The 26,367-nt window shown below is 45.7% G+C and carries 15 protein-coding genes; 7 read left to right on the top strand and 8 right to left on the bottom strand.

Annotation, left to right across the window (positions count from 1 at the left end; all coding sequences use genetic code 11):
• The first annotated feature begins 239 nt into the window (after positions 1-239).
• Positions 240-1,823 carry a T9SS type A sorting domain-containing protein gene (locus F8C82_RS12850; protein ID WP_151693993.1) on the top strand — a complete coding sequence of 528 codons (1,584 nt, stop codon included), beginning with the start codon at positions 240-242 and terminating at the stop codon, positions 1,821-1,823.
• A 117-nt stretch (positions 1,824-1,940) separates the two neighbouring features.
• On the opposite strand, the gene F8C82_RS12845 is transcribed toward F8C82_RS12850, so the two are convergent.
• Positions 1,941-5,264 carry a T9SS type A sorting domain-containing protein gene (locus F8C82_RS12845; protein WP_151693992.1) on the bottom strand — a complete coding sequence of 1,108 codons (3,324 nt, stop codon included), beginning with the start codon at positions 5,262-5,264 and terminating at the stop codon, positions 1,941-1,943.
• A gap of 492 nt (positions 5,265-5,756) precedes the next feature.
• On the opposite strand from F8C82_RS12845, the gene F8C82_RS12840 reads away from it, so the two are divergent.
• Together F8C82_RS12840 and F8C82_RS12835 are read left to right on the top strand one after the other, a co-directional pair.
• Positions 5,757-15,308 carry a DUF2341 domain-containing protein gene (locus F8C82_RS12840; protein WP_151693991.1) on the top strand — a complete coding sequence of 3,184 codons (9,552 nt, stop codon included), beginning with the start codon at positions 5,757-5,759 and terminating at the stop codon, positions 15,306-15,308.
• 472 nt (positions 15,309-15,780) lie between these two features.
• Positions 15,781-16,179 carry a DUF5684 domain-containing protein gene (locus F8C82_RS12835; protein ID WP_151693990.1) on the top strand — a complete coding sequence of 133 codons (399 nt, stop codon included), beginning with the start codon at positions 15,781-15,783 and terminating at the stop codon, positions 16,177-16,179.
• A 57-nt stretch (positions 16,180-16,236) separates the two neighbouring features.
• Here F8C82_RS12835 and F8C82_RS12830 read toward each other — a convergent pair whose 3' ends face one another.
• The gene (locus F8C82_RS12830; protein WP_151693989.1) at positions 16,237-16,740 is read right to left on the bottom strand and encodes a hypothetical protein; all 504 of its coding nucleotides are present in this window, start codon (positions 16,738-16,740) and stop codon (positions 16,237-16,239) included.
• Positions 16,730-17,704: a hypothetical protein gene (locus F8C82_RS12825; protein ID WP_151693988.1), complete on the bottom strand. Its 975-nt coding sequence runs from the start codon at positions 17,702-17,704 to the stop codon at positions 16,730-16,732. The genes F8C82_RS12830 and F8C82_RS12825 overlap by 11 nt, the downstream gene beginning before the upstream one ends.
• Before the next feature lie 34 nt (positions 17,705-17,738).
• On the opposite strand from F8C82_RS12825, the gene F8C82_RS12820 reads away from it, so the two are divergent.
• Together F8C82_RS12820 and F8C82_RS12815 are read left to right on the top strand one after the other, a co-directional pair.
• Positions 17,739-18,734, top strand: coding sequence for an SIMPL domain-containing protein (locus F8C82_RS12820; protein WP_151693987.1), 996 nt, complete (start codon positions 17,739-17,741; stop codon positions 18,732-18,734).
• A 25-nt stretch (positions 18,735-18,759) separates the two neighbouring features.
• A complete protein-coding gene (locus F8C82_RS12815; RefSeq protein WP_151693986.1) occupies positions 18,760-19,197 on the top strand; it encodes a T9SS type A sorting domain-containing protein in 438 nt (145 codons plus the stop codon).
• Between the two features lie 127 nt (positions 19,198-19,324).
• On the opposite strand, the gene F8C82_RS12810 is transcribed toward F8C82_RS12815, so the two are convergent.
• Together F8C82_RS12810 and F8C82_RS12805 are read right to left on the bottom strand one after the other, a co-directional pair.
• Positions 19,325-20,698 carry a LamG-like jellyroll fold domain-containing protein gene (locus tag F8C82_RS12810; protein ID WP_151693985.1) on the bottom strand — a complete coding sequence of 458 codons (1,374 nt, stop codon included), beginning with the start codon at positions 20,696-20,698 and terminating at the stop codon, positions 19,325-19,327.
• A 59-nt stretch (positions 20,699-20,757) separates the two neighbouring features.
• On the bottom strand, positions 20,758-22,347 hold the full coding sequence (locus tag F8C82_RS12805; RefSeq protein WP_151693984.1) for an OmpA family protein: 1,590 nt from the start codon (positions 22,345-22,347) through the stop codon (positions 20,758-20,760).
• A gap of 115 nt (positions 22,348-22,462) precedes the next feature.
• On the opposite strand from F8C82_RS12805, the gene F8C82_RS12800 reads away from it, so the two are divergent.
• Positions 22,463-22,900: a DUF1572 family protein gene (locus tag F8C82_RS12800; RefSeq protein ID WP_151693983.1), complete on the top strand. Its 438-nt coding sequence runs from the start codon at positions 22,463-22,465 to the stop codon at positions 22,898-22,900.
• Here the strand turns inward: F8C82_RS12800 and F8C82_RS12795 are convergent.
• Positions 22,897-23,910 (bottom strand): radical SAM protein, encoded by a 1,014-nt coding sequence (locus F8C82_RS12795; protein ID WP_151693982.1) that lies wholly within the window; start codon positions 23,908-23,910, stop codon positions 22,897-22,899. The genes F8C82_RS12800 and F8C82_RS12795 overlap by 4 nt on opposite strands.
• Positions 23,911-24,019: 109 nt before the next feature.
• On the bottom strand, positions 24,020-24,688 hold the full coding sequence (locus tag F8C82_RS12790) for a DUF2202 domain-containing protein (protein WP_151693981.1): 669 nt from the start codon (positions 24,686-24,688) through the stop codon (positions 24,020-24,022).
• A 145-nt stretch (positions 24,689-24,833) separates the two neighbouring features.
• Here F8C82_RS12790 and F8C82_RS12785 point away from each other — a divergent pair, with 145 nt between their 5' ends.
• Positions 24,834-25,553: a YwaF family protein gene (locus tag F8C82_RS12785; protein ID WP_170266259.1), complete on the top strand. Its 720-nt coding sequence runs from the start codon at positions 24,834-24,836 to the stop codon at positions 25,551-25,553.
• On the opposite strand, the gene F8C82_RS12780 is transcribed toward F8C82_RS12785, so the two are convergent.
• Positions 25,545-26,366: a ZIP family metal transporter gene (locus tag F8C82_RS12780; RefSeq protein ID WP_151693979.1), complete on the bottom strand. Its 822-nt coding sequence runs from the start codon at positions 26,364-26,366 to the stop codon at positions 25,545-25,547. The genes F8C82_RS12785 and F8C82_RS12780 overlap by 9 nt on opposite strands.
• Between the last annotated feature and the right edge of the window lies 1 nt (position 26,367).

The following is a 26,367-nucleotide window of genomic DNA, read 5'->3' as shown; positions in this document are numbered from 1 at the left end:
TTCACATAAAAAAATACATATAACAATCCGCAATAATATTAAACATCATCTCGTAGTACTTTTCCTACATTGATTTGAAGGATGTGTTAACTGTAGTATTTCTACGTACATATTTCGTATTTCTACGTATTGTTCTCCGCTTTGCGAATGGATACATTGGTAACCAATTCGAGATTTCATGGAAAATGAGACCTAAATATTCTACATGAAATCAACTTATCAATTTTATCTATTCAAACATGAAAAGAGTACTATTTACGATGTTGCTCTCTGGAGCGATGGCTGCTCAGACCTACCAGCCACCTGTTAGTAATCAGTATGCGCTACCCGGCGGTTCTTCTATGGGACCATCTACGCATTCCTCTAACTACATTCTTGGAGATCGCTCGTTGGCCGCCTACGATGACGGTACCGACGGCCGAGTAATCTGGCAACACCTTACTGTAGGTGGATCTCCAACCCCTATTTGTGCCGGAACCGTGAATTACAACGGTGGGTACAGCTTCCTCGAAGTGGGTTTACTATATGGCAGTGCAGGTGGCGGTAGTCCATACACCGCATTTGTGGCATATCACAAAGCAGGGTCAGGGCACATGGTTGATCTCTACGACTTCGACCCAGCAAGTTGTTCTATGAACTTTGTTACCACGCATGTCTTGTCAAGTGATCCGAATCCAACTCGTATCAGTATTGACAACCACAAAGAGTACGCTCTCGTGATCACATGGACCACTAGTACAAGTTTACAAACCGCAGTTTACGAAGGAGGGGTATTTACTCCATCATTCATCCATACGATTAACACCAGCTTCCGAGTACCTGTAAACGTTGACGTTGCCTTTACTCACGCTAACAACTATATGAACCCTAACGGATGGGACGTGGTGATGCACTATGTGTATACAGGAAGATATCAATCGAATCTGATTGAAGTGTCTGCTCTGGATTTCTGGACACTTAGAGGCGCGGGTGCACCAACCACGTATACTCCGTTCTACGAAGACATGAACAGCATCAACGGAAAGAATCCTTTCCCGAACATTGATGGCTGTGATCACAACGAATACAACTGGGCCTATGCGTACACGGAAGACACTCGAAACATCTCAGTGCGTTTGAGAGATTGGTCGGCTGGTGTAATGCCAACTACAGTGGTTGTGAACGATGGTTCAATGGGAAACAATCCGAACAACTTCACCACGAATGTGATCCCTACTTTGGCTTACAACCACAACTTCGGTCGTATCAATGTAGGTTGGAGAACGTATGATGCAGGTCAATCATATGTCGGTTTAAGAATCGCATCTGATGGATCAGGGATTGCTAGCAGCTTGGATTACTTCCAAATCCCGAACAACCCATCATCTGTAAGCCCTACAGCGACATTGGCTTATTCAAAAATGACGGAAAACACTCAGCCTTGGCTTTACGTGTTCTTCTCAGAAATGAACGGCGGTATGTACGATTTCATTCACAAGTACCACAACATGAACAACGGCTCTAACTTCAAGACTGTTGAGCCTGTAACCTGCTCACACGACAGCCACGTTCATGAAGCTGCACTAGAGAGCATCCAAATGTTCCCTAACCCAGTGGTGAATCAATTCAACATCGCTAGCGAAGAGATTTCTGCAGATCAAGAATTGAATGCGGTTATCACTGACATTACTGGTAAATCAGTTCTAAACACTACAGGAACGATCAGCGAGCTTAACGAGTTCTTCTCTGCGAATGCTGAAAGCCTTCAAAGTGGATCTTACTTGCTTCGCATTTCTTCCGAAGAGATTGGAACGGAACAAGTGATCAAATTCCAAAAACTGTAAAGCGATAAACCGCTACAGTTGGATAAAACAAAGCCCGGTCACATGACCGGGCTTTTCATTTTTTGGCAAAAAAGAAGAGCGCCAAATGGCGCTCTTCTACTTGAAAGACAGTGCGTATTATTCCGTCTTAATGACTTTCACAACGCGTACTTCCTCTCCGTTCTCTGCTTTGAGCATATACACTCCAGCATTATAAGAACTCAAGTCAATTACAGCGTCCGCAGAGGTCATCGTAACTCTCTCCAATACTTGTCCCGCGATATTGCTAACACTGAGAACATATGGTGTTTCTGGATCGAAATCCGTCATTTCAACCCTTACAATATCCGAAGTTGGGTTAGGGAAAACCGTGAGCTCATTTGAAGCCACGTTTTCTTCATTCAACGTCTTGTAAAGATCCCCATTGCTCTGTTCTGCACGTAAGATGAATGCATTATCACCCGAACCACTAGACACCAATACAGGTGAACCAGAAGTGTTGAAATAATCCATCTTACCGTAGTAATTACCAACGGTGTACACCTTACCAGAACCCCATGCCGCAATAGCTTTCGACTCATGCTTAAAGGTATTGGTCGTTGGATCTTCCGTTACATTACCCCAAACGCCAAATCCATTGTCTTCATAACAAGCCAAGAAGACGTGGTTGTAATTCAAAGGAACTCCAGACACAGTGTATGGGAAGTTACCAATGGATTGAATATTCACATTATTTCTGTTGAAGTTACCTGAGAAATAGATGTAATTGCCATCCGCGTGAACAGCCGTTCCATACGCATGACTACCCGATACATTCGCGTATTTCGACCAACCAGATCCAAGACCCAAATCAAAATAAACGAGGTAGCCATTATTGCCTGAGAAGCTCGGTAGGTTGTTCACCCCTCCAAGTTGGAATGGCGTATTTACACCATCCTGGTAGGTTCCAGCCATAGCAGGACTTCCTGTATAAGGATTCACAGCAATACCTTCACCCGACATATAAAGAGAAGCATTTCCTCTTCGGTTAATGATGGTACTCCAAGTTCCTCCATTGTCTTCATACGCAAGCAAGAAGGCATCTTGAGTAGTTGTGCCTGGAATTTGAACAGACATCACACCCATACCTGGGAAGAATTCCACTTCATCTTCAAAGTCACCAATTACCCAAAGCCAATTGTTCACCTCATCAAAATCTAGGTCTTTCACTTCATTTCTATAAGCACCCATATTGTTAGATGAGATATTGAGAACGAGTCCTCCCAAACCTCCGCTCGGAGAGTACTTGTGAACATAAGAAGTATGTGGTGCCGACGAACTTGGCGCAGCAAATCCACCTACATAGATATCACCATTCGTTTCATTGATCGCAATGGCTTCTAGAGAAGTAACAACATCTTCAACTACTTCTTCTAAGAAAATCGGACAACCGTTCGACATTTCGAATGCGGCCACATATCCTTTGCTATTTCCTGTAGAATAGATGGTAGAAGAAGTGCCACATGCTGACACAAAGGTCAAGTTTGACAGATAATCACCAGCGATGTATACAATCCCCGCATTCTCATCCAACTCAATGGCATTTCCGAAATTGTCCTTGCTATTGGTGGTATGCGCGGCCCAAATCAAACTTCCACATAAGTCGTACTTGGCCACAAAACTTGCAGACTGAGGTCCAACGCCAGTGCTAAGAGAAATATCAGGATTGTTACCTCCGCTTAGTGTGGTTTTATCGATAAAGGTACCCACTACATATACGTTTCCAGCTGCATCTGTAACTACATCATTGTTCACGTCATCTCCATAGGTAGTATGGGAAGTTTGATGCCATGATGTACCAGTAGCCGACACAGTGATTGAACCACAAGGACCCGGATTTACACATCCGCCTACACCGTTTACATAATACGTTGTTGTTGCGCCTGGAGTAACCGTGATAGACGTTCCTGTACCCACAACGGTTCCATTACACGAACCTGTATACCACTGCCAATTTGCAGCATCGTTCAAGGTTCCAGAACTGATAGAAAGAGTAACTGAATTACCCGGACAGAAAGTAAGAGATGAAGCACTTACCGTAGGTTGAGTAGCCGGTGATGGAGAAATATCGAACATATATGCCGATCCCGATTCTGCCATGGTATTGGTCGGTACGGCAGAATCATCTTCATCTTCCTCATTGGCAGAAACAATAATTCCGTTACCATAAATCGCATTGGCCACACCAAACCAGTCGTAGGTACTTCTGTCGCCGTGAACGATCTTCTGACTTTGAGCCCAGCTTGACCCGTTGAATTCGAAGATGTAAGAAGACCCTGCTCCAGAAACTGTATTCCCTCCAGTTGCATCCTGATCTTCAAGAGGAGCTCCAACAACGGCTGTATTACCAGAAATTCCCACAGAAAATCCGAATCTATCACCTGTCGCACGATCACTTGCATCGATCTTGTTGATCTGATTCCAAGTTCCAGAACCACCTGGCGCACGGTGATAAATAAAGGCAGAACCCGCGGCAGTCAAACTACCAACTCCGTTCTCATCTTGATTGTCATTTCTGGCACCAATAATCGCTCGATCTTTATCGAGATCTACACTCATTCCGTAGTATTCACTCGATCCGCGGTCGGAAGAAGTCACTTTTTGAACTTCTGTCCATACGCCACCAATGAATTCAAAAAAATATGCCGATCCAGAAGATGACATGGTGTTCAGGCCATTTACATCCTCACTTTCGCGAGGCGAACCTACCACAGCAAACTCTCCAGAAATGGCAACCGCAGTACCAAATTGATCTTGACTTGCTCTATCGCTTGCAACAATCTTTTGAATTTCATTCCAGGTCACGCCATCCCAACGATAAATATAAGCTGCACCTGCGTTTGTTGCAGAAGGAACGCCACTTCCGCCATCCTCACCCCATGCACCAATAATGATGCGTCTAGCGGTGATGTCAACATCATGTCCATACGCCGCACCTGTTTCTCTATCAGAGGCAACGATCTTCTGCACGAACACCCATGATCCACCCGTGTTCTGAAACACGTAAGCGGAACCGGCACCACTCATATAATTCAACCCGTTCTCATCTTCGTCATCATTCCTAGCGCTTACCACTAAGAAGTCGCCGTACATAGCGACAGCAAACCCGAAATAATCATTATCATTTGCATCCGGTGAGATGAGCTTTTGTGTCTCTACCCAGTTACAGTTAGCGTCCTTCTCGTAGATGTACGCCGAACCCGCATTTGTAAGTCCAGAGTGATCATCTCTTGGCGAACCCACAATAGCATAATCTCCAAAAATGCTGACACCATATGAGGTCTGTAAATCAGATGAAAAATAATCTCCGGGTTGCCTGTCACTCGCCACAATTTTATCGATCTGTGACCACGATTGGGCATACCCCGTTAACGAGAGGGCGACCAAGGAAAATCCCCCCACTAATTGTTTAATAATTCTCATAGAAAAATAGATTAATCCCTATTTGTAATAAGGCGGTTTACAACAAGATTATAAATTGAAAAAATAAGAAGCAAACCGTCTAGTAATCAATAATTAACAACCAAATAGAACGAGTAAGAGAATTCCTACAACATCTCAATCATGGCATCTATATTTTATATGCAATTCACATGTATTACAAACTTGCTAATTCAGTATACAAACCCTATTAATAATCATGGATTGATGAGTTTTCATTAATCGCCGTCATTATAACCAAATATTCCAATTGATTTTTTCGATAGAAACTTTAAACACATCGAGGGTGAAATGCCTGAAACAAACTTGAAAACACCATATTCTTAGGAATTCAAAAACCCCGCTAACCCTCTCTTAATCAATACTTACAAAGGAATTGACTACCTTTACCCATTAACCCCCTAATAAAAGAAGCCCCACTCAAACCTAACAAGGTGTATAGATTGTTGATCCGTACGACCTACCAGCGAAAACATGGTCTCACTTAACTCCCAAACAAACGCAGGTACAGTACAAAATGGACGTATTCTTCAATACGTCTCGGAATCAACTTGGGCCTACGCCATGGTACGCCAAAAAACACATCAGAGTGCATCTGGCCTCCTGTTGTTGTTCATTATTTTACTCGTCCCAATGCTCTCTTTTGGACAATTCAATAATGGCTATAACTTCCGCATGCCCATTGGGATCAGTGAGAGCATGATTCCCGACGGCGCCACTCTGACCGACTTCCCACTCTACATCGACGTCACCTCAAGCAACTTGTCTGCCGCAGCTGCGAAAGTGACGAGCTCAAACGGCTACGACATCCTCATTGCCGACTCACTGGGAAACACACTCGATTACGAGTTCATCGCTTATAACGGAACCACAGGAAGATTTCAAGCCTGGGTGCGGCTTCCATCCCTTTCTGATGTTGATACGACCGTACTCTATTTGTATTATGGAAACAGTTTGGTGACCACCGATCCCTCGGTATCTGGAACATGGTCGAGCGATTTCATCATTGTAGACCACATGGAATCAACGGGCTCTGCAAATGCGGTAAGTGGCGGCGTTAGTCCATCCAGCGATAACACCTCCTCTGCTACGGGTTTGATTAACAACGCCCGATCATTTAACGGTAGCACACAAATCGTTCAATACCCTCACGGAACAGCCACGGATAGGTCAGGCAACTTTACCATATCCATGTGGATCAATTCCACGAATTCAGGATCAAGTCCAGATTTGATGTCGAAATGGTCTAGCAACAGCGGATATATCTTCACCTTGGCAGGCAATGATATTCAGGCAAAAAGCGACAAGAGCTCCATCACTTCTAGTGCAAATGCCATTTCAGACAACAACTGGCATCACGTAGCCGTAGTATGGAACGCCAGTACCACAAATCGCTATCTATACATCGATGGGGTTGAAGTAAAGTCGGACGGGAAGCCGGGTCCGTCATCCACCACTACCCCACTAACCTACAGCTCCATCGCAAATCCATTTGCCGGATTGATGGATGAAGTCCGACTTGTTGGTGTTCCCCGGTCCTCCAATTGGATGACCACAGAATTCAACAACCAAAGCGCACCGGGAACCTTCATTACAATAGGAGAGGAAGAATGCAGCAGCATTACCTACTACACGTACTTATCCGGCGACTTCCACTCTGCAACCAACTGGACCACCGACCCATCGGGGGCATCCCTTACGAACCCCGCCATTCCAACCTCCTGCGATAATATTGTTATCCTAAACGGCAAGACCATCACGGTTTCTTCCAACAATCTTGAAATTGATGGTGTGGTCATCAATGGATCGGGAACATTGGATTTCGGAACCTCAACCGGCCACTCCATTGGGCCTGTATCGGGCACAGGTACACTTATCCTTCGCTCGGAAACCCTTCCAATAGGGGACTATACCGCGTTTGGATCTTCAAGCGGCGGCACACTGCAAATCACCGATCTAGGAACAGGCACTTTCCCATCCGCCGTCAATCAGTGGAACAACATCACCCTTCAAAGTACGAATGCCACTGCAGACGTAATCACTTTAGGATCTGATCTCACCTTGAAAGGGAACCTTACGCTCAGTGCAACTTCTGGAACCGTTGAATTTGTTTTTGGAAATGATGCCACTGTTCGAAATCTGACAATTGAAGGAAATGTGACCCTTGGACCGTCAACCACGCTCAGCGTAAACAACGCTAACGCCGTTCATCAATTTGAATTGATGGGTAGCCTCACTTCCAATGGCAACATAGATTTTTCCAATGCCGCTCAATACGCCACGAGTACAACAGGTGCGGTTGAGCTCACCATGACAGGCGAATCGGATGAAGTAATTACAGGCAGTGGATCTCAATTGGATTTATACCGATTGATTCTGCACAAGGGAACGAATGATATACACTCGGTTTCTGTGGATCATGCCGCCTTTGCCCTGTATGGCCCAACCAACCTCGCCAACGGTTCTACATCCTCTCCGTATTCAGCCGAAAACCCTGAAATCAACAAAGCAATTTGGATTAGAGCGGGAACACTCATCCTGTCGACTGGTGTTAGCCTTCCTCAATTGACAAGTGGTGGAGATCACTTCACCATTCCCCAGGCGGGCAAACTTTGGATTGCCGGCGCTGATGTACAGAGCGTCCTTTCCAGCGGCAGCACCACAAACACGGGTGTCATTGTACACGGAACCTTCCAAATTTCAGAAGGTTCCTTTAACAGCAATCAAAGCGCTGGTTTGATTTACGGAGGAAACGGAATTGTCAATATCTCGGGTGGGGTTGTAAATGTGAGTCAGTTGCGTCCATTATCTACATTGACCAACGCCACAAACGCATTTTCCTACCTTCAATCAGGGGGGCAAATGATCTGTAGGGGTGATGCGGAAGAAGCGGGTTCCGTGGATGCGAATTTCGCCATTTTCGACCTTGGTTTTTCGAGTTCAGCGTACACGCATTCTTCAGGACAAATTGTAATTCGCGACATTTCTGCCAACAACGATACCGGAGGTGTTTACATCGGTGTAAATACTCCAAATGCCAGCATTTCCGGCGGAAACTACCTGTTTGACTTACCCGGAGGAAGCAGTGCATACCTCAATTCAACCGTTGATATCCCATGTTTTCACGTATCTCGACGCAGCGGGACTGGACAAGCAAGCGTCATAGCAGGCAGCCCTCTCACCATCAACGACACCCTAGATGTTCAACTCAACAGTTTATTTGACGCGAACGGCTTCAACATCCAACTCGAAGCAAATTTGGACGTCAGCGGAACCTTGTCGCCTGGCCTAGGTAGATGGACCGCCACAGGAAGTGGAATTAGGACATGGAACATCAGTAACACTACAGGCTCTTTCCAAGACCTCAAAATAGATCTAGCCTCCAATGACTCTCTCATCCTTACCGGAATTAGCTCCTTAAGTATTGCCGATTCACTTGATATACGTTCGGGTACACTCTTCTTAGATGGCACCAATCTCGAAGTACAATCCACCTTCTCCAACAGCGGCATCACCCGTGGTTCTGCAGCCATTGTTTTCACAGGGGGAACGAGTTTTATGTGGGGAGGCTCTGGCTCAGGGAAAACCCACGCCATTCAACTATCAGGAACAGCGAGTAGCAGTGCATCGGTCACATTGACCTCGCATCAAAACCTAACCGATCAACTCACCTTTACCAGCGGAAACCCGAATACGAGTAGATTGCTCAACTTGTCGAGTTATAGCTTGCGAATAGACTCAACGGTATCGATTTCTGGAAATGGTTCCAACGGAACCGGAGCCAATGGAATTGTGGCAGGAGGACTGGCTTCAGATGGCGGGTTAACACTTGAAATGAACACTACGAGCATTAGCTTCCCCTTTGTAGCCTCCAACACCTATGCACCTGCCGTTCTCACGCTCTCGCAAGCTCCTTCTGCCTACGGAACTGTGACGGTGGTGAAAGTCGATTCTGAACATCCAAACGTGACTGAATCTGGATTTAGCTTGTCTACTTACTGGGCCGTTTCAAGCACCGTGTCGCTCGGTTCAGCCACGGCAGACTGGACCTTCGAATACCTAGATTCCGACATTCAAGGAACGGAAAGCGAATACACTGAGGCATACTTCAGCGGCCTATTCTGGACCTATGGCGGAACGGGAAATGTCAACACCCTCAGCAACTCACTCGATTTCTCAGGGTTTAACTACAACTCACAAATTAGCGGCCAGTACACGGCGGGAGACACCACCAATGCACAACCTTTTGGAGCCGTAGAGATCTACTATTCTCGACAAAGCGGCGCGTGGAGCAACACGGCCAACTGGTCACTAAAAGGTCACAATCTAGACAGCGTTCCTTCCGTCAAGCCTCAACCCAATTCCATTGTTATCATTGGAGATAACGATAGCATTTGGACTTCAGCCAACAACGAAGCAGCAGGTGCGCTTACCATTGAAAACGGAGCCGTCCTCGATATTCAAGACAATACCGGTCATGTGCTTGGGACCGTTTCTGGTACGGGGGTCTTGAGAATGGCACAGGGCAGTTTGCCGAATGGCGAATTTTCAAATTTCCTAGGATCCAGCGGTGGTACCATTGTCATCTACACCAATGGGAGTAACGTGTCCTATTCGGGCATTGACATTTCCTGTAGGCGAATGCGGTGGGTACTTCAATCGAACAACCGGATGGGCCTAGGTGGCAGTGTGGCGGTTGCCGAAGACTTAATTGTTCGAAGTCTCGCCAACTTTGGGCAGGAAATCCGACTAGAAGGAATAAACGCTACGATTGGTGGCGATTTTGACGTCTATGAAGGCCAGTTGACCTATAGAAATGGCTCCGGTCCATCTAATTTTAACGTTGCAGGCAATTATCAAATTCGTTCCAATGCTACGGTCATTCTAGACCAGAACTCCGATGTGGTACACTCAACGACCATTGGAGGTTCTTTGATGATTGATGGTGCGCTTGACCTTTACAAAACGGCAACGCAATACACAGAAATCACCTTTGACGGAACGGGAATTTCCGCCCTAACTGGAACCGCTACGGCATCCTTGTATCGCATTACAATCGACAAAGGAACAGACACCACCTCTCAGCTCTGGCTTTCGCATTCGGGCACGCTAACCTTTCAGAACACCGCTTGGTTGATTCTGAACAACGGGCTTTTCGTATACAACAGAAGCGACACCAGAACGGTGAGCTCAAGCGCATCCACTTTCAGCATCCCAGCCTCTGCTGGAATTAAAATGGCCGCTACAGGAGGTACATTGAATCTGTTAACAAGCGCGTCTAACTCCGCTGACGTCCTTCTTTCTGGAACCTTGAGCTGTTCCGCCGGAACCCTCAATGTCGGACTGCCTGCCAACAGCTCTGGCAACGATATCATCTATGCTTCTGTAGGCACCCCTGTCATTCATATCAACGGTGGTAACCTATTTGTAAATGGTCAAATCCGAAGGAACACCTCTTCAACACAGGGGTCACTTTTCATGATCTTACAAAGTGGCGGTAGCGTGACCATTGGTGGTAAATCTGCCACGGGCACAAGAGGGAAGTTGGAAATTGCCAACAGTGGAAGTCTAACCATGCTGGGCGGTTCTACACTCACCTTTAACCGTGGAGGAGCTTCCTCCATTTCCGATCTTTATTTAGCTAGTGGTAACTCTGATCTGTCGGGAGGAACCCTTTCGTTTACTACCACTTCGGATATAACCTCAGCGGAACAAACCTTCAAGATAAATGTGGATGCACCGCTGAACCACCTCATCGTTACGGGAGTTTCGGGCGCCCCTGCTATACTTCAACTCGTTTCGAACGGCATCACTGTAGCCGGTGATTTAACCGTTAGCAATGCATTTTCAACCTTCCATTCCAATACTCTAAATGTCCGTTTGGAAGGAGATTTATACTTGTATGGAAACGGAACATGGACTGGATCAACCACAACCTTTGGCAGCTCTTCCAATTTCACAGGAACCGCTACTGGAACGAACCAGCTCAACCATGTGACGCTAGCGTCGGGTCAATCGCTCACCTTCCTTTCTGGATCTAGCATGAGTATTGGAGGTACATTGACCATACCTGCTTCATCTAGCATTAACCTGGGAACCGGCTCTATTTTCGCTCTCAATTCGGTGAATTTAGAAGGAGTCATTTCCTCGGACGCCGCCTCATCCACCTATGGGCTCAAGATGTCAGGAACAACCGCTCAGACTATTTATGGAAGCGGGACGGTTGACAACTTGATCATCAACAACACCCATGATGTCAACCTCTCAGACCAATTCCAAATTGACAGACAACTTCACTTCACCGCAGGAAGACTCTTCATTTCAAATCATGCACTCACGTTAAACACCGACGTGATTCTATCTGGAACCTTTTCGAACACTAAGATGATTAGCACGAATGGATTGCTGACGGATGGCGGCGTGCATTATCGAGTTTCATCTGGCGCGAAAACCATTACCATCCCGGTTGGCTCCAATGGAAAATACGCTCCAGCCAAGTACATCTTCTCGAACTTAACAGATACGGGAACGGTTCGGGTTGTTCCCGTAGACGCGCCTCACCCAGGCACCACAGATACTGCCAATACACAATTGGATTACTATTGGTACATCACCTCTTCAGGACTGGGAACCTACACTGTGAGTCACCAATATCAATACAATGGAAGCGATATCAATGGAACAGAGAACAACTATGTAAGCGGCTATTACAACGTTGCAAACTGGGAACCCATAGACGGTATTGTGAACAGCGTTGATCCTATCAATGACACCCTCACCATTTTTGAAGTAAACTTCTTGGATGGAGAATACACCGCAGGTGAACCCGGTGAATTCGGAGAAGCGCCTACCTTCTACTCTCGTTCTGGTAGCGGATTTTATAATTGGGACGACCCCAATGCATGGTCGAACGACTCCCACCTAGGTGTAGCGGCAAGCATAGCTCCATCTGGAACCGGCAAGATCAAGATTGCTGAGGGAGATTCGATTTACACCAATGGCAACCTCCGTATTTGTCAAAGTGTTCAGAACAATGGAACGCTCAACTTGGGCACCACCTTTGGTCACAATTTTGGACGCTTCAATGGAACGGGGAAAGTCATCATGGACGTCACCGCCTCCAACGTTTACATCGCGCCCGCCGGAATCTATTCAGGATTTATTTCCGACACAGGTGGTACATGGGTTTACACAGGCAGCATCGATGCAGAGATTCTAAATGGGTTCTCAACCTACGACAACCTCACTTTTAACGGATCTTCTACCAAAGACTTAGGAAGTCAGAACCTCACCATATACGGCGACTTTACCATACGTGGCGGAGCTGTATCCAACTCCAACAACATTCAACTTGAAGTGCGAAAAAATTGGACCAACACTGTTGGTAGTTCGGCATTTGACGGAGGTACAGGTACGGTTACTTTTACAGGAAGTCGATCTGACATTTCTGGCAACACCCACTTCAACAACCTCACCGTCAACTTCAATTCTGGAAATGATTCCCTCACATTGATTTCTGGCAACACGGTAGTTGAAGGCACGTATACTGAAACGAATGGCGTGCTTTCCTTAAGCGGAGGGAATGTTGAATTCCGCGGAGACGTTTTCAATGGAACGTGGTATTCCAGCCCAAACTCCAGTGTCACCATCAGTGGAAGCGGTACTATTTCCAACGGTTTGCCCTTTGCCGATACCTCTCCAAATTTGGACAGTTTATCCATCCCTCGCAACACAGCCCTAAGCTTGAGCTCCGACCTCACCATCCATGGAGTACTCACCTTAGGAATCAACAACTTCGCCATTGAAGCCCATCGTTTAGCCCTTCAAAACCCGATAGAGGGAACGTCCACATCACTGGTGGGCGGCAGTACTTCATCGCTATCTGTTTTCGGTACGGGTAGTGGAATCGTCACACCGTCATCGCTCAACGAGCTGCAACTCTTAGAAGTTGATAATTCCAATGGATTGTTGCTAGGTGGCAACCTACTCGTAAACGACAGTATTCGCGCATATAGCGGTACTTTGAATTCAAATGGCAACACCCTAACTCTTTCGGATGGAGGTTGGATAGAAGTGAGCGAAGGCACTGTATTAGAAAGTATCACCTATGCCGGAAGTGGAAACATTTTATGGAATAACGCTTCCGACGTAAGTACTGGTGGTGAGATTCCATTCCGCAGAAGCGCTGTGCAAAGCGCCATTGTAAATGGGAGTGGAGTACTCACCTTGAGCAGTGATTTGTGCATCAACAATACCTTATCGGTAAACACAACACTTCACCTGGGCACCGATTCTCTCGTCTTGTTTGGAAATCATACGGGAGCAGGAGAATACCGATCCTCTGGAGGAGGAAAACTCGTATTGCGGGGAACTGGATCTTCCACGCTTCCCAACTTTGCAACTGCCGAGCACACGCTGGATGCTTTCGTTGTTGATCGAACCGGAACCCATACTTTATCCACCCCTTTGAATGTGGCGAACGACCTTCAGTTGGTAAACGGTCATGTAGAATTGGACACTTTTGACATGATGTTAGGTGGTACCATTGCGATTTCATCAGCCTCTAGCTCCTCCTTTCTTGCCACCTCTGGTTCAGGAAGCATCGTGCAGAATACGCCAACCACGGGAACCTACAATATCCCAACGGGCGATCTAGCAGGGGACGCCGAATATGCCCCTATCAGCATTGACATTACCGCTTCTACCACGGCTAGCAATCCTTCCTTGCGCATTCAATCCACCGATGACGCGGGAGTGAATTGCGGAGGTTCAACGGATTACATCACTCGGTACTGGGACATAGCCGCAAGCGATCTATCCGATGTAACGGGAACCGTCACCATGGTTTATGTAGATGCTGACATTGTGGGAACGGAAGCGAACGTGGTGGGAAAACGGTACAACGGAACCTACTGTGTAAACGGCGATTCCTCCATAATAGGATCCAACAGCATCTCCGTTTTCATCGATGGTTTTGGAGAATTTACGGGCCGAGAAATCGACATTGCCAGCGAACCGACCACCTCTTCAACTTCTATGGTATTCAGCAATGTTGAAGTAGCCAACTTTAACCTGGGATGGAGCCGTGGAGATGGACAACAGCGACTGGTTATTGCGAGAGAGGGTAGTGCGGTAAACTTTGCTCCAGAAGACTATCACTGGTATGAGTTCAACACAGAGTTTGGCACTTCTCCCGACCTAGGCTCAGGACAATTTGCCGTGTACAAAGGCAGTGATTCCAGCTTCTCTATTACGGGGCTGACATCCAACAAAACCTACTACTTCGAGGTGTTCGAATTCAACAAAGAAGACACCGTTTCAGAAAACTACCTCACATCTTCATCCTTAATCGACAACCAAAACACGGCCGTTCAGTTCGACCTCATCGTGTTCATGGAAGGTCCGCTAGACACCCTTACTGGAGAGATGTCCACCACGCTTTTATCGAGAGGTCTCATACCGCTCATACAACCTTTTGGATCGAGTTACGCCGGTACAGAGAGTGTTGCCTCCGTACCTTCCAATACCAGCGACTGGATATACATACAGATATATGACGCTCCTACAGAAGCACAAATGACTTCGGAAAACATCATCCACGAAGGGGCTTATTTCTTGCGAAAAGATGGTCAGGTTGTATCACTGGATGGGGTCACACTTCCCACCGTATTACCTCAGCGAAGCGGCACACTCCGAGCCCGAATTCAATCTAGAAATCACTTGACCTTTGCCAGCGCAGACATTTTTGCCAATGTTGAAAACGTGCATGTGTTAGACACGCGAATAAACGGTGGAATGAGCAATGTTGCCACTCATCTTTACAACGGATGGCAAGTGGTGCCCGCCGGACAGGTTGAAACGTCTACTCCCTTTGCCATCGACGCCTCAGATGCCATTCAAATTTGGAATCAGAGGAATACCACCAACGTTTACAAAGTCGAGGACCTCAATTGGGATGGTGACATAGATGCTGAAGATCGAGCATTGATCTTCTGGAACATCGGGCGAGTGGCTCTACTGCCGTAATTCACCCGACCGTACACAACGCTTTCTTCTGCCTACCCAAAACCTCGCTCCGTCTAATTGCAATCATCTCACTCCTTGCATTAGTAGTGATCCTCTTCGTGAATACGGAGTCCCAAATTGGCCACGTCTCTGAAGGAACAGGTCTAGAGAGCAATTCTACAAGTGAACACTTTGAAGAGAGAATATTGATCAATGAAACATATACCACCTTCGGGGGTTTTAGTCGCAGGAAGAATGCCGAATGCTAGTAATTTACACCGCTAACTTTCAAAATGCGAAAAAGATCGTTGAAGCTTTTCAAAGAGCGGGTCTTGACACGCAATATGCCCACTATTTCTAAGGATGTGTGAGCGGTGCTTCGGGACGAACTTGAGAGGCTCATGCCCTATTTGTAAGAAATACGCTCTCTTTCAATTATTGAAATAATCTCTATACTTGAACTTCATTTAACTAACCTCATTATCTCTCAAGTATGCAAAGTCAAGAGTTACCAACTGCTTTTTGGGTGTTCTATGCCATTATCCTCATCATTGGCATTGCTACACAATGGAAAATCTTCACGAAAGCGGGAAAGCCTGGATGGGCTAGCCTCATTCCGATTTACAACATCATTGTTTTGCTTGAAATTGTCGGAAAGCCATGGTACTGGTTCTTTCTGATGATGATTCCGTTGGTAAACATCATTTTTCTCGTTTGGGTGATCAACCTACTTTCTAAGAGTTTTGGAAAGGATGAAGGATTTACCGTTGGACTCATTCTCTTGGGAATTGTCTTCTATCCCATATTGGCCTTTGGCAATGCACAATACCAAGGTCCTGCAGGCGCTCCATTAAAAACGGAATTAGACGATGTCATTGATCACGAAGGTTGATTCATTCCTGTAAAACTAAAACGCCGCAAGAGTAACTTCTCCGCGGCGTTTTGCTTCTTATTTAGCCTTCTTCCTTTCACTTAAGAAGACGTCCCAGACTTCTTCTGATTCCTCTCCAAAGTTCTTGACGACTTTCTTCAAGATTAAATTGAACTCCAAGGGTACGGCGGCATCTATAGCCCTCACATATCCCAGGGTTCCAGCTTCCTCTACATGTTCAAAATGTACAGCTTCACCGGCTGGGGCCGCTCTACGAATTTTTGTAACCATTACAGCAACCGCTGAATCGTTGAGCTCAGGGTCTTTAAAACTCTTCTGAATGCGTTCTGAAATCCGCGACTGCATGCTGTAATTTGAATTGCGACGATTGTTCTGTTCGTACAAGTTAGTCAGTTCAAACAGCGATTCTGCCCTTTGTATTCCCAAATTGACATACGCCGAACTGTCCAACTCTGTCGGTTCTGCTCGATTAAAACGACCTTCTAGCTGCGAGTAACTCTGTGAAAACATCGGAATGGATAACAACATGACCCATACGGTCGAATACATCTTATTCATCATCTTCCTCATTTTGAAGAAATCTCAAGCGGTAAATCTTTTCATCCTTGTAGACCACATCTTGAATTTCCAAGTTCTTTAAACTGTTCACCGGAAGGGTTAGTCGATCGATAAACTCTTCGCGATTTAACATCTCTATTCCACTGTATTGTGGATGACTCTGAAAGATCTTTGCCGATGGATGTATCGCCTCCATCAATTGCGATCTTCGCTGATCCCAATCTTCCGTCACCGACCTTGAGAAGTAGTTCAGCATCAAAGCATAATCATCTGGAAACACCGTTACAATCGTTGTGTCTTCGGATCCTACGGTCACTTGCTTCACCTTGTAATAAGGGCCGTCCACTACGATGGTATCCCCTGGTTGTAATACCGATTGAATGACCGTTCCAGACACCAGCTCTCCATCAACCTTAAGAAAGCTAAACGCTGATACAGGAATCTCTTCTTTCGTATAAGCGTCTTCAAAAAGTAGCACCTTACCCTTCGATCTTGGCCATAACAGGAATGCGCTAAGTGCGAGTATCAACCCTCCCACCAACATCATCCAATAGGCTCTATTGCTCGTTTTCACTATCTGCGGCACGTAATTGAAATCATCCCAATTCGCATAGCCACAATACTCGCTCAGCAGGTTCAACACATCAATTCGAGGGAGCTTATCACTGCTGTTCTTCAAATGCGTGTAGAACCACTTTTCACTAATGCTACTCTTGCAGACTTCTTCCAAATCCACTCGGAAGTCGCGAATGTCATTCAAGCTCCAATCCACAAATTCCTTGCGAATATTCAATCGCTCTTCGGCCTTATCGCGAACAGCGACCTTCAGTTTCTCAAAGCTTGTACGATGGTTCTCTACCATTCGATTCTCAAATGTAATTCTAGGTTGGGTCTCTGCATTGTAAAACACTTGTAACTCACTTACAAGTGCATAACAGGCAAGATACGAGTCATTTGTCTTTAGCACCTACTTCTTTGTAGTCGAATTTAAAATCAACATCATGAATACCAAGAGTCTCCTATTATGTGCCCTCACCACAGTAAGCGCTGCGCTTAGCGCACAAGTGAGTGGAAACTACAACTACCGCGTAAATAGTGATCGCTATGCGAGTCAACTTCGCGCTTCTCAATCTTCGCTTGCCAATTTAGAGTCGTTTGACCATCACACGTTTAAAGTGAATGGCCTTTTCAATGTAGAAGCCGACAGCTATCTGGCGATCTTCACCATCACCCAGCTCGGCCAAACTCAGGCCGAAGCCGATCAATTGGTTCGAAGAAAAACCGACTCCATCAAAGCGGCCCTCGCTAGCATAGGCGCAGAAGTAGATATCTATGTTGATATGATTTCCTTCTTGCCCGTGTACGAGGTAGAAGTGACCAAAAAACTCTTCTCTGAGGATACCTATAATGAAATTCCAAAGGGATTTGAACTCAAAAAAAACCTTCACTTTAGATACAAAGACCCCTCTGTTCTGGATGAGTTAGTTACCCAGTGTGCGGCACGAGAAATTTACGACCTAGTTCGCGTAGACTACTTCATCGAGGATATAGAAGCCAAAAAAGCAGAGATGATTGCCAAAGCGGAAGCGATCTTAATGAAGAATATCGCAAGAAGAAAACGACTTCAAGGCGATGATTTCAGCGACCTGCGTGCTCAAATTGCAGAAGGTTTTAAAATGACCTATCCCTTTGAACAATATGAAACCTACACCGCTTACTGCAGCAATTCCTTCAACCTTCAAAAACAAGGAGCACAAGTGGTACAACAGACCCAAACGACCTCAGAATTCTATCGCCCTATTCTAGCCAATCACTACGACTTTGTCATCAATCCCACCATTCTAGAGCCCGTGGTTCAAATTGAATACGAAGTGATTATTCGATACTCACCCATTCCTGTTGAACAGCGTGAACCAGAAGTTCGAATTGAGCGCCAAGTGGAAAAACAACTCTTCTTCGTGAATCCTGAAGGAAGTGTACAACGACTCAACTTCTAAGAGAAACAAAACAAGTTGTCTAGATATGCTTCGCTCTCCTATTTTCGGGGAAAGCTATGCCCAAAATTTTGTAGAATGGCAGGAAGTAGAATGGCTCGATGTAGAAACTGACTACATTGAGCCCCTGTCATTTGGAGATGAAGAATCATCGGCTAAAACAGAGCCGATGGTAGAAAATACCGATCGCCCGGCTGCCTTTACTTACGATCTGCGCGTGTACCCGAATCCATCCTCTGGGGGAACCATTACATTCACTTGGGATCCACAGGAGTTTATTCAAGCGAGTGAATTTCATCTTTCCATAAATGACATGGCTGGACGAAGGTTAATGGATCAAAAAGTAAAAGTTCTAAACTTGGGTATGGAGAATCTAGATGTCTCCTTTTTAGTTCCGGGAACCTACATCCTTCAACTCTCAACCGACGATGGGTTTCATCAATCCGAAACCTTGATTATTCAGTAATCATTTACTCAATAAAATGTCTCCATTGGAAGGTTGAGTCCCTGAGAATGGCATATTTGATAAACTTCTAAGACACCTATCTAAATAAACAAGAGGTTGTCTCTAAAGTAGAGACAACCTCTTGTTATTATTCTAATACCAGACGGAAAACCTTACTCTCTGCATTCATCGTGACTCGCACCATGTAAACCCCACTTGGAGCGTCTAAATCGAAGCTTATATCTCCATCGGGATACATCTGATGAAACACACGCTGACCCGCTAGATTGATCACCTCAACATGAACGTTCTTCGCACTTGGCGATATGAGCAGTTTGACGGTTCCATTACTTGGGTTCGGATACAAAGTCAAAGCCTCCAATGGGCGTTCTTCAACCTGTCCGATCCCCTTGGTAAAAGCTATACAGTCGGAAGTATCTACACAGTTCCCTTTGGTGACAATCACCGCAAAGCTTCCTGAAACCGGAGGTATATACGTGCGATTTACAGCCCCGATAATATTCGTTCCGGAGTTGCAATTGTGCCACTGATAAATAGCTCCCATTTGAGCTGCCATCAACGTATCACCCATTCTCAATACTGAAACATCTACGGAATCTACAGTTAGTGAAATGGTAATGATGCTATCGCAACCGGAAGCATTGGGAATAGTGTCGTGATACGTACCTGAGGAAGTGTAGCGATGTCCGCTTGGCGAAGTGTACGCGTGACACGTGTTGATGTTCAAGCTAGAGGAAGAATTTCCAGAAGTACCGGGAATGAAATTCGAACTGGAACCACTCATCGCAAAACCACTCAAGTTTGCATTGATGTTTCCTTTGCTATCGGTCGCTGTGAAGATTGACGTGTTGTTTCCGTTGGCAGTACCTTGATTAAACTCGTAGCACAACACCAGATTAGGGTCACTCACATTCATTCCACAAGCGGAATACAGACTAGAAACCTCGGTAGCCGACAGCGCCTTGTCCCACAATCCAACATCATCCAAATCACCATAGGTGTAGAAGTTATTGGCGGCAAATGGCGTGTAACCCACATTAAAGGGAACACTAGAAGAAGATATAGATCCAGAGGCCGAAATACTTTGGATCAAGCTCCCATTGTGATAAAGCTTGAGGGTTGAACCATCGTAAACGAGCACCAAATGGTTCCAGTCATTCAAGATCATCCCACCGTTGTAAGTGATGGTGTAGTCCGTACCTGAACTATTTCTAAACCGAGCTTCTAGGTTATTACTTCCCAATTGAAGAAGGTAGAAATCTGCCGTTGCATCATTGCGAAAACCGCCATATCCGTCAAAGTCGGGATAACCTGAACTATTCGATTTCGGAAACACCCACATTGAAAGAGAAAGGGTGGTAGAACCCGAAATAAGCGCTGATGCGTTGGGTGCCGCTCCATAATCATCCATTCCGTCAAAGGAAAGGGCATTTTGGGCGTGGGTTAACGAGGCGAGGCCAATGGCCGCAGCAAGTGCAAGAAAATGAGTAATGGTTTTCATAGGCTAGTGAGAAGAGGTTTTCACCAATATCGGAAATTATCACGTAGCCTTGGAGCCGATTATCTGCTAGTTAGTAAAGTGTTCTTCCCCAGGTTGTCAAGTACATGGTTCAACTCTTCTTCGGTCACCACGCGAAACTCGAGATCAATGTCTCCTCTTCTGTATTCTTCAATGTGGTGATTCGCCACTTCAATGTGACCATCTTTCAACATCATTGCGAAAACCTCCACATTCTGATCTTTCAGGAACGGGAGTGACGTGAGAACATTATAACCTGTGTACGTACCTGAAATACACATCCTTTCTTCAGCCAAAATCAATCGAACCGACATCCAAATATTCTCCATTTCAGGATGAACAATATCGGCACTTGTTATGGATCTACTTGGATAACTGGTGTACCTATCACAATTGTACCAACCAGGATTAGGCGCCTGAAAGACAAAGTTTAGGTCTTCTTGTGTAGCCGTTCCATTTGCCATTCGGGCAGCAGCGGCGTTCAGCTTTTCCGTTTGAATGGCCTTGTAGTAATCTGAGACATTGTCCACCCCATATTTGAGGTATTCGTCTTGAAGAAGCGAATCCAAGGCCCACTCTGCCTCAAGCACCTTGTAGTAATTCATCAGTGCTAATAAAGAGTCTGACGTGCAATCTAACTGACGTCTAAAAGCACCTCTTTGGGCAATCAGCGGCGTTGGTCGCCAAGAATCACCGCGCAAAACACGACTCACTCGGCAAAAGAAGTTGCAATCTGGATAGATGAGTTGCGACCTCAACTCTTTATAACAGGCAAAACAAAAAGGCATCCATGAATTGTTATAATTCACTCCCTCCCAAATTACAGGTTCGCCATTGTGCGGATCATTCGCTCCTTGGAAAAGGCCCGCATCGGCCATGTCATCGTCTACCGACATTCCAACGGTGAGCGGCTTGGCAAACTCAAGTGTGTCGCCATCTCGCACGGCATAAATCTCAACCATGCCCCCCGTTTGAAGCGACTTATCTTTAGTTTGAGTCACCACATTGGCGCGGATCATATCCCCGTACGAATACACCTCACGGGTGAATAATTCCACCTCGCCGTCCTTCACAACACTGCCATCTGGTGCTATGAAGGAATGGGCCTTAACCTCTACAAAAGTTCCTTTGGGAAGATAAAATGCAGTGTCTTTATCTACGCGAATTTCCGCAACGGAAGGCTTTAACTCGATGATCTTTAACAAGTCTGACATGCTGCCAAACTCATGCTCATCTGAACAGAGCGTTACCACAATTTCAACCCGGCGATTCTTTGCTCGGCCTTCGTCTATTTCATTATTCGCTACAGGATTGAACTCTCCTTTGTGGTCCTCACGAATCCAATCTTCACGAATTCCGAGTCGCTTTAATTCTGCGATTGTTGAGGAGGTTCTGCGCTGAGATAAAGCCACGTTGTAATCGTCACTGGCATGGTTGTCCGTATGACCCACAACCGTAATTTGAAAAGAATCACAAGGCAATTGGTTCACGAAAGACTCCAATTGCTCCTCGTGTTCTGAAGTGAGCTGATGGAGGTCGTAACCGAAATAAAGATTAATAGAGGTAGATTGACTCCATGCAGAAACAGAGAGCAGGAGCATTCCTGAAAGGATAATTGATGAGAGCTTCATAGACAGATGATTAGAGAACCAATTTACAGAATCTATACGGATCCTCCCCCGCCTAAGCCGCGCGGAAATATCCACATTAAATCCTGTACCTTCGAAGTATCAAAATACCAAAGCCATGCAAAACGAATGGATTGATCAATACCTCGACGTTATTCAACAACTTGAAAACGAAGTTGATTCGTATTCCACCGAGGATGATATGTTTGAAGTTTTGGATGGAACCACCAATAGCGGGGGCACCATGGTGATGCACCTCATCGGAAATATGCGCCACTTCTACGGTGCCGTTTTACTGAATGATGGTTACGTGCGAGATCGAGAATTCGAATTCTCAGGTAGAATGGATCGAACAACCATGAAAAGTGAGATCATGCTTATTCGCGGCATGGTTCAAGTGTATTTTTCAAAGGTAGATGACAGCAGTTTTATGGAAGATTTTCCTGCGGAATTTGCAGGACATACCGTTTCCAAAGGCTTTATGTACCTGAAGCTCTTGCAACATTTCACCTATCATCTAGGGCAAATCAATTACCACAGAAGAAGTCGCGCTTAAAACGATTGGCAATCTTTACAAAGGTCCAGTTCACTCTTGCGACCAGAGTCGATGTAATCTAAATACTTTCTGCGTTCTTCTGAGTTATAGTTCTCCCAGAGGGTGCGGTTCCAAATATTGCCAATCACCCCAGCGCTGTTCAAGTCGTTACAGCAAACCGTGATATCTCCATTGGGCAGCAACACCATTTGTCGAAGGAGCAAATCACAACTCTTGTTCTTGAGAGCTACGCCTTTACTTTCCAACTCAATTTGTCCTCCCCAATCGTGCAAACGACGCAATTCGTGATGATGAAATAAATTGCTCAACTCCACAAACTCAGGATGCATCCATGAGGTATTCAACGGCTGATCATCAGGAACAATGGTTATTCCATAAATGCGAATGGGCTTGTGCTCCACTCGAATTCGCCGAGCAACGTAAAACACATTTTCATAAAATGGCTTCCATTTGGCATTTACACGCAGGTCTTCAAACGACTGAGGCGTTCCACCGTCTAAACTGAATCCAATTTCATCTACAAGACCTTCGTCTATCACTTGATCGGCCAACTTCCGGCGAAGAAGCATCCCGTTGGTGAGCATGCTAATCACAGGGAAGGGAATGTTCCGTTCTACTGCAATTTCTCGATATGACTTCAGAATCTGAAGCATTTCAATGCGCTTGGGATGAAGAAGAGTTTCTCCACCATTATAGAGGTTGAATTTCTCGATTTGATGAAAGCGCTTGTCTTCTAAATACTGATCTAAAAAGCGACGCAGCACCAAAGGCGACATGATTTGCTTTGGCTTGTCATGATCCAATGCACAGAACTTACAACGGAGATTGCAGGAAGACGACCATTCAAAGTTCACTTCTTTGATGGAAGCGCGATGATCGTGTCCAGGCCACTTGTAATAATAGCGATACTGCAGACGACTATTCCACTCCTGCCCCTTCTTCAGCATCGGCCAAAAAACGGGGTGTTCATTAAAAAGTCGCTTCACCTTATCTCGTGTGCTCGTACTCATGAACACAAAGCAACTACATGTGTATCAGGTGAAAAATGACGAAAGTCAGACTCTGAAAGAAATTGGCGGATCACTTATTCAATGATCCGCCAACGAACTACCAACGAACTCAATGTTCTCTCGGACTATTCACAATTTCGTCGTATTCACTTTGAGATAAATACTGTGGCGTGTACGTAAGTCCCAATATTTGTTGCTGTTCATAGAATCCTCGCAAATGGTTTCGAGATCCTCTCTCGAGGTTTTCAAAAATCATTCTGACGTCTATATTATCCACCTGCTCCATCAATTGTCGCAGGTCATATATGTCCAATTCTTCAATCAGAGACCCCGTTAATACCGCGCTATTCTTACTCTCTTGCATAGCCGGCAACAATTGATCATACAGTCCTTGAATCATAGTTGATTCAAACTGACCGGGTACATCTACCTGAATGGGATCTTCCAAGTCATACTTTTCTATGAGCGCCCATACTGCCGTCATGTGCTTGCTTTCTGCAGCAGAGATATTGGCGAAAATGCTACCCGCCCACAGACTAGAAGCAACACGATACAAGTCTCTTGCTGCCTTCTCTTCCTCTCTCATCTGAAGAATGGCGATCACTTCAGCGTTGGATAGCTCTTGATAAGGAGTGCTATTTATGATGGAATCCAAATGGACACTTCCCGTTTGGATTTCAGTGATCTGGTTGTCTTGAGGAAGATCAACTTCCTTGCGACAGCTCCAGAGAGAAACCGTCGCCAAGATCATCATAAAGGGAATGACTCGAGTTTTCATGGCTTCTAGGGATTACATTTTCACGTTTGTATAGGAAGATAGTTCACATCTACAGAACGCATGGTGACACGTGTTACAGGAAGCAGCCTCCACCACTTCATTACAAATGAAATTAACTACCTTCCTTCTTCGAACTTCCCTTTTTATGGAACATCACCTCGTACCCTTTGCTTCGTTGGAATGGATCAGCGGCTGGTTCACTCTAGCGAGTATTGGAATTTTTGCCCTTGTGTTTCTGCCCAAGCTTGAAGTCCGCACACAACGCAATGTGGAAAGAGTATGGGCCTTTGCCTTATTGGTCTCTACCGCTATTGAACACCTCTACATGTTCAGTGCCGGTACATGGAGCACCGAATGGTCACTCCCTCTTCAAATGTGCAGTTTGAGCGGATTACTTGCCGTTTACACTTTGCTCACTCACAACAAAACGACTTACATCTTTCTACTATTCTGGGGGGTGAGTGGCGGACTCCACTCTTTACTCACACCGGAAATGACCTTGGGATCTCATGCGATCTACAGTATCACCTATTACTTCTGGCATGCAAGCATTATCATGGTGCCCATTTACTTTTTTAAAGCGAGGAGATTTGGATTATCAAAGCGCTCTTTCTTCAAGGTTTGGGGATGGACGCATGCCGTTTGGATCGTTGTGGGACTTTTCGACTGGGGAGTGGGCGCTAACTACATGTACATCTTAGAGCCGCCGAAAGTTGACAACCCCTTCGTGATGGGAGGCTTTCCCTATCACCTCATCGGATTCGAATTCGCTGGAATCCTTCATTTCGGGTTGACCGCCCTCATCTTCGGATCTCTTTCCCGCAGATTCAACCACAATGCATCTTCAGAAAAGGTCCTAACCTAAGGCAACATCTAAGATCATCATTACCAAGAATCCACCGATAAAGCCCAATGTAGAAACATCGGTGTATTTATCCCGCTGACTTTCCGGCACGACCTCTTCAATCACCACGTAAATCATAGCACCTGCAGCAAAGGCCAAGGCGTACGGTAAAAAAGGCTGAGCATAAATCACCGTAAGCGCACCAACCACACCGGCAATGGGCTCTACAATGGCACTCAATTGACCGTACCAGAAACTCTTGAAATTGGAAACTCCTTGTCTTTTGAGAGGCATGGAGACCGCGAATCCTTCTGGAAAATTCTGGAGTCCAATACCGATGGCTAACGCTACGGCTGCACCAATCTCAAACCCGTCAATTCCAATAGCTGCCGCTCCAAAGGCCACACCCACCGCCAGTCCTTCTGGGATGTTGTGCAACGTGATAGCCAATACCAATAGCGTAGTTTTATGCCAATTGGTTTCAATACCCTCACTCTCTTCTTTCTTAAAGTTGATGTGAAGGTGGGGGACAAATCGGTCGAGGGCAAACAGGAAAAGGGCCCCTGCTCCAAAACCAATAGCAGGCGCTAGCCAAGGCACACCACCATGTGCTTCGCTTAATTCGATCGCTGGAGCTAACAAACTCCAATAACTGGCGGCAATCATCACACCTCCGGTGAAACCGAGCATGCCATCCAGCCATTTTCTACTGGCCGTTTTGAATAAAAACACCAGGGCAGCACCAGCCGCCGTAAGTAACCAAGTAAAGGTAGTAGCAAGTAAGGCTTGCACTACTCCACTTTGAGACATGAACCATTCTTGTAATGCCTGCATG

Source organism: Phaeocystidibacter marisrubri, assembly GCF_008933165.1.
Lineage (GTDB): Bacteria > Bacteroidota > Bacteroidia > Flavobacteriales > Schleiferiaceae > Phaeocystidibacter > Phaeocystidibacter marisrubri.
Note: the sequence above shows the minus strand (reverse complement) of the source record. Positions and strands in the feature narration are given on the sequence as shown.